The following is a 15982-nucleotide window of genomic DNA, read 5'->3' as shown; positions in this document are numbered from 1 at the left end:
ACGGCATCCGACTCGGTTAAAGGGACAAGGAGCGACGTTTGGCTTGCATCATCTGGCTGCGACCGGCCAGCGCCTGGGACTGTTGTCGCTCACGGGCAAAGGCCTGATCCCAACTGTCGATGCGCTCGGCCAGTGCCGGCAACGGCTCGTCCAGCAGGGTGTGCAGTTGTTCCAGCAGGCAGGTCCACAGGTGTTGCAGGCGCAAGGCACGGCCCTGGTCGAAGTATTCGCCGCGATACTTGAGGGTCGCGGCAAGGCCTTCGCTGCCGTGTACAAGGTCGAGTACCAGGTGGAAATCCCCCGGTGCCTGGGCCACGTCCAGCGCGGCCAACTGCGCACCGGCGATGGCGGTCGGGGTCACCCGTGACGGTTGGTAGTTGAGCTTGACCTGGAACAGCGGCGAGTGACCGGGACGGCGCTGCGGCGCGAGGGCCGAGACCACCAGATCGAAAGGCAGGCCTTGATGGGCGTAGGCCAGGCGCGCTTCATCGCGAACCCGCTCAAGGAAACCGGTCAGGGTTGGCTCGCCACGCAGGTCACAGCGCAGGGTCAACTGGTTGACGAAGAAGCCGATGACGTCGTTGTGCTCGGCCAGTGGTCGGCCGCTGACGTCGGTGCCCAGCAGGAATTGCTGCTGGCCGCCCAGTTGCTTGAGCACCAATTGATAACTGGCCAGCAACAGCATGAACAAGGTCATGCCTTGCTCGCGGGCCAGCGCTGCCAACCGCTCGCAGCTGGCCTGGGGCACGGTGAAGTCCAGGCTGTGTTCGCCCGGGGCCTGGCCGCTGCCACCCAGTTCCAAGGTTTGGGGCATGCCGGCCAAGTGTCCGCGCCAGAAGTCCTGCTCGTTGGCGATCCGCTGTTCGTTCCAATGCCAGGCTTCCCATTGGGCGAAATCGAGGTATTGCCCTGGGAGCACGGCGTCCGCTGACCCCGCCAGTTCCGCCAGCAATAGTTGCGCCGAGCGCCCATCGAAGGCGATGTGGTGCAGCGTCAGCAGCAGGTCATGCTGTTGCTCATGTCGGCTGAGTAATTGCGCCCGCAGCAGCGGGCCGACTTGCAAATCGACGGGGGTGGCGTGTTCGTGGGCCAAGCGCTGGCTCAGTGTCTGCTGTTGCTGCGCTTCATTCTGCCCACGCACATCGTGATGGACCAGCGCTACGGCCGTGGCCGGCAACACGTGTTGTTGCGGGCCATCGACACCGTCGCGGTACACCGTGCGCAGCACGCCATGTCGCTCGACCAGCGTGTTCAACCGCAGGGCCAGCGTCTCGATGTTCAGCGGACCTTGCAGGCGCAGGTGCAGCACCAGGTTGTGGCGAGTGTCGTCCGGGTTCAGCTGGCGCAGGAACCACAGGCGACGCTGGGCGAACGATTGATGTCCCTGGCTGAGGTTGGCCTGCTCGGTCGAAGCCTCGGCCGTCGGCATTGGCTGATTCAGGAGGTCTTGCAGGGCCAGCGCCCATTGGTCGAGGGTGGTTTCCCCGAACAGACTTTGGGTATCGAGGTTCCAGCCCAGGTCCTTGTGCAGGTGCGCGGCGAAGTCGGCCACGCCGATGGAGTCCAGGCCCTGGCCGATCAGGCTGAGGTCGAAGTCGGCGGAAAAATACGGGTTGACCGCGTGCAGTGTCTGTTCCAGCCATTGGCGGCAGGCGGCTTGGGCCTGTTGCGGTGTTTCGGTCACCAGGCGTTTGAGCTGGGCAAGGTCAAGGAGCTCGCCGTTCGCGGCCAGCACTGCACCGCTCTGGGCGATGATGCTCAACGTGCCCGCAGCGAGCTGTTTGCGTGCGCCTTGACGGGCGATCTTGCCGCTGGTGGTCATCGGGATGGTACCGGCTTGCACCAGCACGATCTGGTCGATGCCACAGTCGGCGGCTTCGCGCACGGCGTTTTGCATTGACGCGAACAGCGCTGGGTGATGCGCTGGGTCGACGAACTTGCGTTGCGGCTCGGCGACAATCACCAGCTTCTCGCGACCCAGTGCCGGGTCCATTTCCGAGAAGGCGGCGATGCGCCCGGTGCGGATGCCCGGCTCGGCGTCGGTAATGGCGAATTCGATGTCGTGAGGGTAGAGATTGCGCCCATTGAGAATCAACAGGTCCTTGAGCCGTCCGCAGATCACGACTTGGCCTTCGTGCATGAAGCCCAGGTCGCCGGAGCGCAGGTAATGCTCCGATGAACCGACAATCCGGGCTTCAAAGGCTTCGCGCGTGGCTTGGGGATTCTTCCAATAGGATTCGGCGTTGCTCGGGCCCTTGAGCCAGACTTCGCCAATACGATCGGTGGCGCACTGCTCGAAGGTGTGCGGGTCGACGATGGCAATGCTGTGCAGGGCTTGCGGGTAACCACAGGCGACGAACTCCACGGCGGCGGCATCGGCCGCCGCCAGCGCCACGCGGCCGGTTTCCAGCACGGCCTTGTCCAGGCGCAGCACCACCGGCAGCGCGTCGGCCGGCGTGGCGCTGACACACAGGGTCGCTTCGGCCTGGCCATAACCGGGGCTGATGGCCAATGGGTCGAGGCCACAGGCGGCAAAGCGCTGGGCGAACGCTTCGAGGGTGCCAGGGTGGATCGGTTCGGCGCCGTTGATCGCGTGCTTCCAGGCGCTCAGGTCGAGCTGCGCGATGAGGTTATCGCTGACCACGCGGTTGCACAGGGCATAAGCGAAGTTGGGGGCGAAACTGGCGGTGGCGCGATAGCGACTCAACGCTTGCAACCAGGTCGACGGCGCATTGACGAAGGTCTGGGAAGCCATCAGGTAGCACGGCATGCCGCTGTAGAGCGGGGCCAGCATACCGCCGATCAGGCCCATGTCGTGGTACAGCGGCAGCCAGTTGACCATGGCGCCGTGTTCGTCGAAAGCGTAGGCCTGGCGCATCAGTTCGACGTTGGCGATCAGATTGCGCTGACGTACTTCGACGCCTTTCGGCGAGCCGGTAGACCCCGAGGTGTATTGCAGGAAGGCCACGGTCGAAGCGTCGATGGCCGGGCGTTGCCACTGGCTGGCCGGTGGTGTGCCCAGGTCCTGGACAGTCAGCACATCGACCCGGCCCTCCACCAGTTCCAGCAAGCCTTCGCAATAATCCGCCGGGGTGAGAATCAGTGCCGGCTCGGCATCCACCACCACGTTGCGCACGCGGTCGAGGTGGCGCGGTTTGCGCGACGGTGGCGGAAACAACGGCACCGCAATCAGGCCCGCATACAGGCAAGCGCAGAAGGCGCGGGCGTAGTCGAGGCTGCTGGGCAGCATCAACAGCACCCGATCACCCGGCGCATAACGCGCTTGCAACGCGGCCGCCAGGGAGCGGGATTGCTCGTGCAGTTGGGCAAAGGTCAGGGTTTCGCCAATCTCTACGCCGTCCGGCAGAAAATGCAGGGCGGCACGCTGAGGGAAGTGCTGGGCGTTGGCTTCCAGCACGTCGATCCAGTGTTCGAATGAAAACATGTGCAGTTCACGCCATGGCCACGATGACTTTGCGGTCACCGGTGAAAGGATTGCGACCGTGTGCCACCAGTCGGTTGTCGAGCATCAGGATATCGCCGGGCTGCCAGGGGAAACTGATGGCAGTCTCGCGATAGACCTCGCGCACGGTGTCGAGCATGTCGTCGGCAATCGGCGAACCGTCGCCGAAATAGACATGGCGCGGCAGGTTTTCTTCACCCACCGCCGCCAACAGGCTGGCGCGTACGCTCGGTTCGATGGCCGAGACATGGAACAAGTGTGCCTGGTTGAACCAGACCCACTCACCGGTCTCGGGATGCTGCTGCACGGCGGCGCAACGCTGGCGGGTGCGCAGGTCGCCGTCGGCTTTCCATTCCCATTCGATGTCGTTGTCCTGGCAGTAGCGTTCGACCTGGGCGCGGTCCTGGGTGTTGAAGACTTTTTCCCAGGGCAGGTCCAGGGCGCCACTGTAGTTGCGCACATAAAGCAGCTCGCGACTGGCGAACAGCTCGCGGATCTCGGCAGGCATGCGCTGGTAAATCAGGCGGCTGTCGGCAATCGGGGTCTCGCCGCCGGTTTCACTGGCCTTGATGCAGTGGAACCAGATGCGCGAAGGCCAGGGGCGGGTGTAGGCCTGTTCGTTGTGCAACGGAATGAACTGATGGGCCGGGTACTCGGTGGAGCTATAGACCCCGGCGAAGACTTTGCTGCGCGGCGTGGAGCCGAATTCGTAGCTGGCCAGCGGGGCGCCGAAGCTGGCGGCGAAGCGCTTGAAGTCGATGGGGGTGGCGACGGTGAAGCCGCGGAACAATACGCCGCCCACCGTGGCCAGGACCTGGGCCAGGCCGTCGCGAATCGAGGCGTCCAGGTCATGGATCGACTGTCCCGATGCCCCCTGCACCAGCACGGGCAGCGATTGGGCGCTTGCATCCGTGGGCGCCATTGAAAACAGCTCGGAACGCCCGTTCAGGTGTTCGATTGAGGTCATCCTTGTGCATCCTCTTATAGCTTCTTCGACCAGTCACAAGACCTTGAAAGCAGGGCAGCGGTCGGTTGTGTAGGACTCGTCTGTAATGTATTCAATTCAATACAAGACGACATACTAGGTACAAATGAGAGGGATTATCAATACTATTTATTTAATTTTTTTTTTGGATTAGACTCCGCTCCGCTGGCGCCAAACAGCCTTCGGCCAGCTCAAAAAACCAAAAATATCTGTCGCAGGGGAGCGGGGCGTGAATTTCAAAAAGAACACAATTGCGTTGGCTGTAGGGTCGGCCATAGGCTTGAGCAACGGCGCTTGGGCGGCTGAAGAAGCCGGCAAGATGGAGATCGCTCCAATCACCGTGACCGGTGAAAAGATCGACCGTACCCTCGAAAAGACCCAGTCCAGCGTCGTGGTCGTCACCGACAAGAACCTGCGTGAGCACGGCGACAAGGACCTGGTGGATGTGTTTGCCCGCACGCCCGGCGTCTATAACCAGGCCGGCAATGAGAACTGGGGGATCCGTGGCGTGCCGGTGTCCGGTTTCGACGACCAGGGCCCGGCGGCTCTCAACGGTGCGGTATCGGTGTATGTCGACGGTGCAGTACAGCCTAACCGCGCACTGACCCTCAGCCCGGTTCCGCTCTGGGACGCCGAACAGGTCGAGGTTTTCCTTGGCCCGCAATCCACCACCCAGGGCCGTAACTCCCTGGCCGGCGCGGTGGTCATCCAGACCAAGAACCCAACCTTCGAACCGAGCTTCTCGGCGCAGACCAGCGTGGGCAACTACGGTGAGCACGGCGCAGCCGTGGCGGGTGGCGGGGCCATCGTGGATGACAAGATCGCCGGGCGTATCGCCGTGGATTACGGCGAAGGTGACGGCTACATCCGCAACACCACGCTCAATGACGACGCCAACCCGCGTCGTACCAGCAACGCCCGCGGCAAATTGCTGATCCTGCCTAACGACGACACCGATGTCCTCTTGACCTACGCCCACAGCGAACACCGCCAGGGCGACCGTTCGACCATGCGCGTCAACGGCAAGCCGAGCTACTACGACATCGCGTCCAACACCAAGGCCTTCGACAACCTCAAGCAGGACACCCTCAGCGCCAAGGTGGACTATCGCCTGAACGATGCCTGGTCGCTGACGAGCATGACCGCCAACACCCGTACGGACTACAGCAACCGTCTGGACTTCGACCAGACTGCCGTGGACAACGAGGTCGTTCTGCGTAAGCAGGACGGTAACCTGTTCAGTCAGGAGCTGCGTCTGAATTACGCCTCGGACACGGTGAAGAGTTTCGTCGGGGCTTACTATGGCCACAACACCAACAACTTCCACGACCGGTTGCTGTTCGATGACGTACTGGTTCGTACCGTCAAAGGTGATACCAAGATTGAAAACAAGGCGGTGTTTGGTGAAGTGAACTGGACGTTCGCGCCGCGCTGGACGTTGATCACCGGCCTGCGTTACGACCACGAGACGAACGATACCGATATCGAGGAGGACGGCCGCTTCGTCCCGGAGAAAATCAAAAAGTCGTTTGATGCCGTGCTACCGAAACTGGGCATCGACTACGAACTGGCAACGGACCAGTACCTCGGTTTCATGGTGCAGAAGGGCTACCGCGGTGGCGGTGTCAACCTGCGCTCCGGTAGTGGCCACCAGGCCTATGACCCGGAATATACCACCAACTACGAGCTGTCCTATCGCGGTTCCTTCTTCGACAAGACCCTGCGCACCCGCGCCAACCTGTACTACACCGACTGGAAAGACCAGCAGGTCAGTGTGCGGGAGAACGGTAGCAACGTCATTGATATCTTCAACGCCGGTCGCAGTGACATCAAGGGCTTGGAGGTCTTTGTCGAAAAAGACATCACCGAACAACTGACCCTCAATGTAGGTGGCGCCATTACCGATGCCAAGTACAAGGACTTCGTTGCGGACAATGGGCAGGACCGGAGCGGCGAATCGTTCCTTTACTCGCCCAAGTACAAGATGTCCGTGGGCGGTGTCTATCGCTTCGACGACCGTCTGATATTCGGCACGGACGTTACCTACCAGAGCACCGCGCCTTCGGAATACGAGTTCGATGCCAGCGGCAAGGTCACCGGTGAGCGCCGCAGCGACAACTACGTGCTGGTGAATTTCAACACCGAGTACAAAGTCACCAAGAACGTCGCGGTTTCCGCTTACGTGAAGAACGCGTTCGACAAGGAATACGTCACCAACAACCGCAACGACGACATCATCGACGTCGGCGCACCGCGCACGGTGGGGATGATTCTGCGTTACGACATGTAAACCCAAGGGCGCGGGGAGGCAATCTCCCCGCGCCTGCTCCAACGTTTCGGATGTTTGTTTCCAGGCTGTTCGTTCCCTTCCAAACCCAGCCTCCATGGAGGAAATCATGAGTGCTTTTTCGAATGTCACAGCAGGTGGCGCGCAACAGCTACGCCTGTTGCACACCGGTCTGTCGAGCCCTTACTGCCTCGATTCGACGCCGCTGCTGGAGCGTCAGCAACAGCAGGAGTCCAACGCCCGCAGTTACCCGCGACGCATTCCCCTGGTGCTTGAAAGGGCCCATGGCATCTATGTGCAGGACAGCCGGGGACAAGTGTTCGTCGATTGCCTGGCCGGTGCCGGAACCCTGGCGCTGGGGCACAACCATCCGGTGATCATCGAAGCCATCACCCAGGTCATGGCGGCCGGTGTGCCGATGCATACCCTGGACCTCATGACACCTGTGAAGGACGCATTCGTCCAGGAAATTTTCGCTTGCCTGCCCAGCGAGTTCGCTCGTCACGCACGCATCCAGTTCTGCGGCCCGAGTGGGGCCGATGCGGTCGAGGCCGCGCTCAAGTTGACCCGTACCGCCACCGGGCGACACTCGGTCCTGGCGTTCGAAGGGGCCTACCACGGAATGACCCTGGGCACGCTGGCCATCAGTGGCAACCTGTCGCCCAAAAATGCCCTTGGCGCCTTGATGCCAGGGGTACAGCGCCTGCCGTTCCCCCACGATTATCGTTGCCCGTTCGGGGTGGCTGGCGATCAGGCGGTCACCTTGAACGTGCGTTACCTCGAACACTTGCTCAACGACCCCGAAAGTGGGGTGACCGCACCCGCGGCGATGATCCTGGAGCCAATCCAGGGCGAGGGCGGGGTGATTGCAGCGCCGGACCGTTGGCTGCAGGAACTGCGCCGGTTGACCCAGGCCCACGGTATTCCGCTGATTGTCGACGAGATTCAGTGCGGCATCGCCCGTAGCGGGCGGATGTTCGGCTTCGAGCAATCGGGCATCACCCCGGATGTCATCACCCTGTCCAAAGCCATTGGCGGCGGGTTGCCGCTGTCGGTGATGGTTTACCACGAGTCCCTGGACGTCTGGCAGCCAGGTGCCCACGCCGGCACGTTCCGTGGTAATCAGTTGGCGATGGCGGCGGGTACCGCGACCTTGCGCTTCATCCGCGATCAAGGCCTGGTCCAGCACGCCGAAACGGTAGGGGCTCACCTGCAAAAACAATTGCAGGCACTGCAAAACGAGTTCGACTGGATCGGTGATGTGCGTGGGCGTGGCCTGATGCTCGGCATGGAAATCGTCGACCCGCAGGGCACCCCCGATGTACAGGGTCATCCGCCGGTGGACACGGCCCGGGCCAAGGCTTTCCAACAGGCGTGCCTGAAGCACGGATTGATCGTTGAACTGGGCGGCCGCCACGGCGCGACCGTCCGCTTCCTGCCGCCGTTGATCATCACCGAGCAGGAAATCGATTTTGTCGGGAAAATCCTGTTCCAGGCCGCGAGCACGATCAACGAGCGTCCCGCACGCTGATCATCGGGCAGGGGGCCGCGTCCGGCTTGGACGCGGGCCCCGGTCCAACGGGCCCTCAGTAGTCCCAATAGGCCGCTACCCAACGAAAGGCGTCACCGTCGACCGCCACCCGGCCAACGGAGGGGAACGGTAGATGAGTGGCGACCAGCAGCTCACCGGACGCCGCCGCTTCTTGCATCAGGCGGACCCGAACGCGGACCGACTCTTCAGGGTCATGTTCAAAGCCGTTGTGCCAGTCGGGGTGGTCGAAGGCGACCGGGAACAAGGCATCGCCGGCGAACGTCAAGCGCTCCTCGCCGCAGGTCACGTGGACCACGCTGTGCCCTGGCGTATGGCCGCCGGTGCGCTTGACCAGCACGCCCGGGGCGACCTCGTAGGCTTCCTCGAAGGTGCGCAGCTTGTCGTGGTACTCGTGCATGAATTGCTCGGCGGTGGCGCGCAGTACGTCCGGTACCGGCGAGGGCATGGAGGTGAGGGAGAAATCCGGGGCCGCCCAGAACGCTACCTCGGTCGCGGCCACGTGGATCCGCAGGTCTGGACGCAGCCGGCGCTTCACCTCATCGACCAGCAACCCGCCAATGTGGTCCATGTGCATGTGGGTAATCACCACGTCGGTCACCGACGCCAGATCGATACCAGCGGCGGCAAGGCGCTTGGGGAACTGCCCGGCCCGCGGGAAACCGGGGAACTGGCCGCCGAGCCCGGCATCGACCAGTATGGTCTGCTCGCCGCTACGTACCACCAGCACATTCAACGCCCAATCGAAGGCGTCCGGGCCCAGGAACATGTCCTTGAACCAGGCCGCGCGGGCAGCTGGGTCGGCATTGGTGGACATCGTTGCGGTCGGCAGGGGCAACACCCCATCGCTGACCACCAGTACGTCGATCTCGCCAATCTTCAGCGCATAACGCGAAGGGACCAGCTCCTCGTACGAGGTAGCGTGCAAGCTCATGTTTGAGTCCGGGTGCATTCCATCCTTTGCTGCAGGGGCGTTCAAATGCGTGGTCATGGTCGTTCTCCGAAGGCTTGGCTCAAGGGCTTTGGCGAAAGCCGCCTCTCTCGGCATGAGAAAGTGGCTGTCGCTGGAGAATGAGTCTGCATCGCGCCGGACCGCGTTCGATACCATACGTGGGTATGTTGTGCAGGCGCTTTAGCGTGATGGACCCCAGCAAAAGGTATGGGCATTCAGTGAGCCGGGGAGACGGCGGCACAGGCGCCATTGATGCAACTGACCCACCGCCATCGCGAGCAAGCCCGCTCCCACAGGGGATCCGGGTGTTCATGAGCTTTGCATGCAACGCAGGGCCAATTGTGGGAGCGAGCTTGCTCGCGATGGCGGCGACGCAGTCAACATCGATTCAAGCTGACCCAGCGCTTTCGCGAGCCAGCTCGCTCCCACAGGGGATCTGGGTGTTCATGAGCTTTGCATACAACGCAGGGCCATTGTGGGAGCGAGCTTGCTCGCGATGGCGACGGCACAGTCAACATCGATTCAAGCTGACCCAGCGCTTTCGCGAGCCAGCTCGCTCCCACAGGGGATCTGGGGGGTCATGAGCTTGCATGCAACGCAGGGCCAATTGTGGGAGCGAGCTTGCTCGCGATGGCGGCGACACAGTCAACATCGATTCAAGCTGACCCAGCGCTTTCGCGAGCCCGCTCCCACAGGGGATCTGGGGGGTCATGAGCTTGCATGCAACGCAGGGCCAATTGTGGGAGCGAGCTTGCTCGCGATGGCGGCGACGCAGTCAACATCGATTCAAGCTGACCCACCGCTTTCGCGAGCAAGCCCGCTCCCACAGGGGATCTGGGTGTTCATGAGCTTTGCATACAACGCAGGGCCATTGTAGGAGCGAGCTTGCTCGCGATGGCGGCGATACAGTCAACATCGATTCAAGCTGACCCACCGCTTTCGCGAGCCAGCCCGTTCCCACAGGAAAGTCAGGGGGCATGTTTAAGCGGGCTCATTCCAGCGCTTGAACCACCAGTGCAGCCGGGAGATCGGTTTGCCCTCGGCGTCCAATGGGCGGCCGTCTTCGGCGTAGGCTTGGGCCGGTTCCAGCAGTTGGCCGTTGAGGTAACGGGCTTCGACCGCCGGGTTGCCGTTGGGGTGCAGGCGGCGGTAGCGGCCGTCGCGCACGCCGTCGCGATAGACTTCGGCTTCGGCCAGTTGCCCGTCGGGGAAGTAGTTGTTGGCCTCACCGTGCAGCAACCCGCGACGGTACGTGGCCTGGCGTTGCAAGCCGCCTTCGGCCGCGTAAAAGCTCGCCACGCCCTGCAATTTTCCCTTTACGAACGGCAGGACCGCCGAGACCTTGCCATTGGGGTGATACAGGGTGCTGGTGCCCTGCAGTTCACCTTGGCTGTAGTTGAGTTTTGCTTGCGGGCGTTGGGCTTCTTCGATGTGCAGCGGACCGTCGAGCCGGCCCTCGACCAGTTGCCCGTCCAGCCGGCTGTCGCCGCGTTCCAGGTCCAGTCTTTTCGTGGTCATCGCCGTGCTCCCGTCAGTTGACCTTCACCAGGCCACCCTTGATGGTCAGCATGCCGCCGCCGTCCACCGTTTGTTCGGCGGCCGCCTTGTTCACCAGGCTGATGCCGGCGTCGTTGGTCAGGGTGGTGCCAGCCTTGTTTTCCAATGACGTCCCGGCCTGGTTGCTCAGGGCCGTGCCGGCTTTCTGGCTGATGGACGTGCTGGCCTGGGCCGCCAGGTCCGCGCCGCTCTTGATGGCGAAGCTGCCGCCGCTTTGCAGGGTCAGGGTGCCGCTGACCTTGATGGTCAGGTTGCCGTCCACCGTCAGGCTGTAATTGCCGGTGACCTTGTGCTCATAGTTACCGCCGGTGCTGTGGGTCTGGTCCGAGCCCACGGTGACGGTGCGGGTGTCCTTCACATCGAGGCTGTCGCTGCCGGTCTGGATGGTCACGCTGCGCTTGCCTTTCTCCAGGGTGACGGTCTCGTCGCCTTCCTTCACCGTGCGGGTGCGGGCGTTCTGCACCGTGAGGGTTTCGTCGTGGCCGACGGTGGCGGTGGTGTCGTTGAGCACGTTGATGTTGAAATCCTTTTGCGCCTGGAGGAACACCTCTTCGGCGTCCTTCTTGTCTTCGAAGCGCAACTCGTTGAATCCGCCGCCGCCCTTGGACGAGTTGGTCTTGATTCCGGATTGGGTCTGGTTCGCCGGCAGCGCGTAGGGCAGGGCGTTGTCGCCGTTATAGACGCAACCGGTGACCAAGGGACGATCCGGGTCGCCGTCGATGAAGGTCACGATGACTTCCTGGCCGATTCGCGGCACGAACTGCATGCCAAAGCCTTTGCCGCTCCAGGGCAGGACCACGCGCACCCAGCAGGAGGAAGTCTCGTCGTTCTTGCCGGTACGGTCCCAGGGGAACTGCAACTTGATCCGCCCGTACTCGTCGGTCCAGATCTCTTCGCCGGCCTTGCCCACCACCATGGCCGTCTGGGTGTGCATGCGCGGTTTTGATGTGGTGCGGGTCGGTCGATAAGCGGTGGCCTTGGGGATCGCTTCGAAGCGATTGCGGTAGCTTTCATGGCTGGCTTCGTGGCTGACCGAGGTCACCACCCAGTCGATATTCAGCGTCGTGTCTTCATGGCCGGCGAGGGTGAACCAATACCCCGGCACCAACCAGCGGCAGTCGCTCTCGCCGACAAAACATTTCTCCTGGCTGCGCAGGCCGTCCACCCGCTGTTTGGTCAGTGCATCGCCCTGGGCCTTGGCGTTGTAGCCGCCCGGATGTTCGTACATCGAGTTGGGTCCGGCCACGGCTTCGGCCTGGCTGAAGAGCGATGTGGTCGGCGTGGTGAATTCATAATCGGTGGCTTGGTAAACCCCGGCCACCGCCTGCAGGCACACCTGCCCTGAGCGGATACCGTGCAGTTCTCGCTCGCCCATTCCCTGCCCGAGATAATTCACAGTCGGCCCGTTGGGAATCGGTGCGAAGGCGTCGTTGCTGTCGGCCAGCACCAGGGTGTGCTTACCGGCTTCATGGCTGAAGAACCAGAAGATCCCATCTTCTTCCAGCAGTCGGGAAACGAAGGCCAGATCGGTTTCGCCGTACTGGACGCAGTACTCCCTTGGCGTGTAACTGCCGCTGAGTTTGAGCTGGAAATCGGTAAACGCGTGGGCCTTGAAGATCGTGGTGACGATGTCCGAGGTGGCAAGGTTCTGGAACACGCGGTTGTTGCTGGCAAGGCTCAGCCACCAGAGCCAGGGGCGCAGTACCAGTTGATAGTGCTCGGCGGTGGCGTCGGCGGGCAGTTGGCGGATTTCGGCGACCAGCCAATCCAGCGGGCGCAGCAAGGCGTCCTTGTGCAGCGTGGTGGTCACGTGGCTGGCGACCGCCGTGGTGAGGTCCAGCGAGGCGCCGTCGTTGATGCCGTTGAGAATGTGCGAGCCCAGGGCATTGAGGCGTTCTTCGCCGGACAGCGAGTCGGGGTACAGCGCCGACAGCGTGGCGGCGGTGAGGGAGAGGGTGGTGTTGCTGTCGGTGGAGCGGGGCATTGAAAGTCCTCACGACTTCAAGAAAAACGCAGGCGTCAGCTGTAATGAGTGGTGATGAAATTGTACGGCGCGCTTAATTCGTTCGATCGACTGAAAGGAAGGCCATGAGGGTACGTGTCTATGTTGCAGAGATAAGCGGTAAAGGACCCCTCGGCGTCGAAGACCCATGAATCACCACGGTTCAATGTCTTGTCCAGCAACTCACGATTTTTCTGGCTTGTAGCGACGACAACGACCCAGCGATTATCAGCCTTGAACCCGTGGAGCTTGTTGACATCCCGGGTGATGGATTCCTGAAGGTTCGCACCCCCGAAATCTCCGTTTGTGCTCTCTACCTTGATTTCCACTGCATAACTCTTTCCCAGAAGAACGAAATAGAAATCCACCTTCTCTGCGCTGTAAGGCCAGGGGTAACTGATCTCCCTGACCTTGGCAGTGATCCCGTAGCCACGTTGGAGGTGGTAGGAAATCTCAACTTGGGCGGCGCTTTCCCACGGGCCGTTCGAAGTCCAGCTTTTATTGAACTGGCTGGGTGTGCCGGAGAAGTCTTGCGGATGGACGCCAGCCGCTTGCAATACAACGTTCAAAAAGTCTCCTTCCGTCATGATGCCTGTCTCCGCTGAGTAAGAAGCTGTTGTAAAAGTCGGCCGGTTTAGCAGTATTACTCCAACACCCACTCCGCCAACTTCCCGGTCACCTGCGTCATCAACACATTCTCGACATCCCGCGCACCCGCCGCGCTGCACTTGGCCAACACGGCTTTGACGATCCCGGCATCGAACTCGAATTGCTTACCGGTCGCGGCCTTGTAGCGGCCACGCAGTTTCTCCAGTTTCGCCAGGACAATTCCCTCCAGTGTCGCCTCATCCAGCGGCCGGTACGCCACCACCGTCATGCGCGCCAGAAACGCCGGGCGAAACGCTTGTAGCAGGACTTTATGCAAGGCTTCGTTGAAGGCATCAGTGCCCAATTGCGCGGAGGGTGTGTCCAGCAGCAGTTCGGCGCCGACGTTGCTGGTGGCGAGCATCACGGTGTTCTTGAAGTCCACCACCAGGCCGGTGCCGTCTTCCATCAGGCCTTTGTCGAAGACGTTGTAGAAGGCTTCGAGCACGTCCGGGTGGGCCTTTTCGATTTCATCCAGCAACACCACGGAATAGGGTTTGCGCCGCACCGCTTCGGTGAGCACGCCGCCGCTGCCGTAGCCGACGTAGCCGGGCGGGGCGCCTTTGAGTTGGCTGACGGTGTGGGCTTCCTGGTACTCCGAGAGGTTGATGCTGATCAGGTTGCGTTCGCCGCCGTACAAGGCATCGGCCAAGGCGTAGGCGGTTTCGGTCTTGCCCACGCCGGTGGGGCCCACCAGCAGGAACACGCCGACCGGTTTCTGTGGGTCGGTGAGGCCGGCGCGGTAGGCTTGCAGGCGTTGGGCGATGGTGTTCAACGCCGTGCCCTGGCCCATGACCCGCTGGCCCATGCGCTGGCCGAGGGTGCGCACGGCATGGGCTTCGTCGGCGAGCATCTTGCCCACCGGGATGCCGGTCCAGCCGGCGATCACGGCGGCGACGGTCTTGCTGTCCACCTGTTCGGGCACCAGCGGATCGTCCTGGCGAATGGCATCGAGGCCGGCTTCCAGGCGCAGCAGTTCGGCGGCCAGGTGGTCGATGCGGTTATCGACCTCGGTGTCGGCTTTTTCACTGTCGGCCCGTTCGCTCAGGGCCAGCAGTTCGCGCCGGGTGTCGAGCAGTTCGCGTACGGCTTCGCGCTCTTCGCCCCAGCGGGTTTCCAGCTCGCGGATGGCCTGCACATTGCTGGTCGATTCGCCCTCTAGCAGGGTGATGCGCTCGCGGTGATCCAGGCCAGTGGCCTGTTCGCGGCGCAGGCGTTCGACTTCATCCTTGAGGCTGTTCTGCCGGTGGCGCAGGCTTTCCAGTGGCGGCGGCACGTCGTGTTGGCCGAGGGCGACCCGGGCACAGGCGGTGTCGAGCACGCTGATGGCTTTGTCCGGCAACTGCCGCCCGGAGATGTAGCGGTGGGACAGTTTCACCGCCTCGTGGATGGCGGCGTCCAACACTTGCACGCCGTGGTGCTGTTCCAGTTTGCTCGCCACGCCGCGGAGCATTTCCACGGCGGTGAGTTCGTCCGGTTCTTCGACCTGCACCAATTGGAAGCGGCGGGCCAGGGCCGGGTCTTTCTCGAAGTATTTTTTGTATTCCAGCCAGGTGGTGGCGGCCAGGGTGCGCAGTTCGCCCCGGGCCAGGGCCGGTTTGAGCAGATTGGCCGCATCGCTGCCGCCCTCCGCACCGCCGGCGCCGATCAGCGTGTGGGCTTCGTCAATGAACAGGATGATCGGTTTTTCGGCGCTGCGTACCGCGTCGATCACGCCCTTGAGGCGTTGTTCGAATTCGCCCTTGACCCCGGCGCCGGCCTGTAACAGGCCCAGGTCGAGGACGCGCAGGGTGACTTCCTGCAGCGATGGCGGCACATCCCCGGCGGCGATCCGCAGGGCCAGGCCCTCCACCACGGCGGTCTTGCCGACACCCGGCGCGCCCACCAGGATCGGGTTGTTCTGCCGGCGCCTGAGCAGGATGTCGATGCATTGACGGATTTCGCCGTCGCGGCCGACGATGGGGTCGATGCGACCGTTCCGGGCGTCGGCGGTCAGGTCCTGGGTGTACTGGTCCAGCACCGGGTCCTGTTTCTGTGGCGCCTCGCCGGGCTTGGCCGGGCGCACGCCAGCGACATGCTCACGGGAGCTTTCGGTCCATTCCAATAGCTGGGCGCGCAGGGCGTCGCGGGGAATGCGCAGCAACGACGAGGCGCTGTTGAGCAGCAGGCTGCGGCGCTCATCACGATCCAGCAGTGCCAGCAGCAACAGCCCGGAGCGGATGCTGTCCAGGCCCAGCACACTGGCCTGGACCACGGCGTCTTCCAACAGGCCGATGGTGTGCGCCGACAGGGCGGGGGTGCGGGTGCTGCCGGATTTGAACAGGTCCAGGGCCTTGTTGGTTTCCGCGGCCACCGCGTCACGTTCCAGGCCGAAACGCGGGAGCAGGCAGGCGAAGTCACCGCCCTCGATATCGAGCAACTCCAACAGCAGGTGTTCGATTTCCACGTAGTGGTGGCTGCGCTGCATGCAGCGTTGCGCGGCCCGTTCCAGGGCGCGGCGGTTGTCCGGGTTGAGGCGTCCGATCAGGCTGGCCAGTTCCAT

The 15982-nt window shown here is 62.6% G+C and carries 9 protein-coding genes; 2 read left to right on the top strand and 7 right to left on the bottom strand.

Annotated elements, in window-relative coordinates; genetic code table 11:
- Positions 1–16 precede the first annotated feature (16 nt).
- Positions 17–3445: a condensation domain-containing protein gene (locus tag IB266_RS13000; protein WP_192261442.1), complete on the bottom strand. Its 3429-nt coding sequence runs from the start codon at positions 3443–3445 to the stop codon at positions 17–19.
- 7 nt (positions 3446–3452) lie between these two features.
- Positions 3453–4430: a TauD/TfdA family dioxygenase gene (locus IB266_RS12995; protein WP_192261441.1), complete on the bottom strand. Its 978-nt coding sequence runs from the start codon at positions 4428–4430 to the stop codon at positions 3453–3455.
- 247 nt (positions 4431–4677) lie between these two features.
- Here IB266_RS12995 and IB266_RS12990 point away from each other — a divergent pair, with 247 nt between their 5' ends.
- Both IB266_RS12990 and IB266_RS12985 read left to right on the top strand, forming a co-directional pair.
- Positions 4678–6738 carry a TonB-dependent receptor gene (locus IB266_RS12990; RefSeq protein WP_192261440.1) on the top strand — a complete coding sequence of 687 codons (2061 nt, stop codon included), beginning with the start codon at positions 4678–4680 and terminating at the stop codon, positions 6736–6738.
- 106 nt (positions 6739–6844) lie between these two features.
- On the top strand, positions 6845–8266 hold the full coding sequence (locus tag IB266_RS12985) for a diaminobutyrate--2-oxoglutarate transaminase (protein ID WP_103308069.1): 1422 nt from the start codon (positions 6845–6847) through the stop codon (positions 8264–8266).
- A 55-nt stretch (positions 8267–8321) separates the two neighbouring features.
- Here the strand turns inward: IB266_RS12985 and IB266_RS12980 are convergent, their stop codons facing one another.
- The 5 genes from IB266_RS12980 to tssH form a co-directional block, all read right to left on the bottom strand.
- A complete protein-coding gene (locus IB266_RS12980) occupies positions 8322–9275 on the bottom strand; it encodes an MBL fold metallo-hydrolase (protein ID WP_192261439.1) in 954 nt (317 codons plus the stop codon).
- Between the two features lie 942 nt (positions 9276–10217).
- Positions 10218–10754 (bottom strand): toxin-antitoxin system YwqK family antitoxin, encoded by a 537-nt coding sequence (locus IB266_RS12975; protein WP_192261438.1) that lies wholly within the window; start codon positions 10752–10754, stop codon positions 10218–10220.
- Between the two features lie 13 nt (positions 10755–10767).
- Positions 10768–12777 (bottom strand): type VI secretion system tip protein VgrG, encoded by a 2010-nt coding sequence (gene tssI / locus IB266_RS12970; protein ID WP_192261437.1) that lies wholly within the window; start codon positions 12775–12777, stop codon positions 10768–10770.
- Between the two features lie 35 nt (positions 12778–12812).
- The gene (locus IB266_RS12965; RefSeq protein WP_225613510.1) at positions 12813–13364 is read right to left on the bottom strand and encodes a hypothetical protein; all 552 of its coding nucleotides are present in this window, start codon (positions 13362–13364) and stop codon (positions 12813–12815) included.
- Positions 13365–13438: 74 nt separating this feature from the next.
- Positions 13439–15982: a type VI secretion system ATPase TssH gene (gene tssH / locus IB266_RS12960; RefSeq protein WP_192261436.1), complete on the bottom strand. Its 2544-nt coding sequence runs from the start codon at positions 15980–15982 to the stop codon at positions 13439–13441.

The sequence above is a fragment of the Pseudomonas sp. Pdm06 genome, from assembly GCF_014851795.1.
GTDB classification, from domain to species: domain Bacteria; phylum Pseudomonadota; class Gammaproteobacteria; order Pseudomonadales; family Pseudomonadaceae; genus Aquipseudomonas; species Aquipseudomonas fluorescens_AA.
This window is presented reverse-complemented; position numbering and strand designations above follow the sequence as displayed.

Excerpts from the sequence above, each read along its gene's own strand:
- IB266_RS13000 (WP_192261442.1), bottom strand. The coding sequence starts at position 3,445 with ATGTTTTCATTCGAACACTGGATCGACGTGCTGGAAGCCAACGCCCAG.
- IB266_RS12995 (WP_192261441.1), bottom strand. The coding sequence starts at position 4,430 with ATGACCTCAATCGAACACCTGAACGGGCGTTCCGAGCTGTTTTCAATG.
- IB266_RS12985 (WP_103308069.1), top strand. The coding sequence starts at position 6,845 with ATGAGTGCTTTTTCGAATGTCACAGCAGGTGGCGCGCAACAGCTACGC.
- IB266_RS12980 (WP_192261439.1), bottom strand. The coding sequence starts at position 9,275 with ATGACCACGCATTTGAACGCCCCTGCAGCAAAGGATGGAATGCACCCG.
- IB266_RS12975 (WP_192261438.1), bottom strand. The coding sequence starts at position 10,754 with ATGACCACGAAAAGACTGGACCTGGAACGCGGCGACAGCCGGCTGGAC.
- tssI (WP_192261437.1), bottom strand. The coding sequence starts at position 12,777 with ATGCCCCGCTCCACCGACAGCAACACCACCCTCTCCCTCACCGCCGCC.
- tssH (WP_192261436.1), bottom strand. The coding sequence starts at position 15,982 with ATGGAACTGGCCAGCCTGATCGGACGCCTCAACCCGGACAACCGCCGC.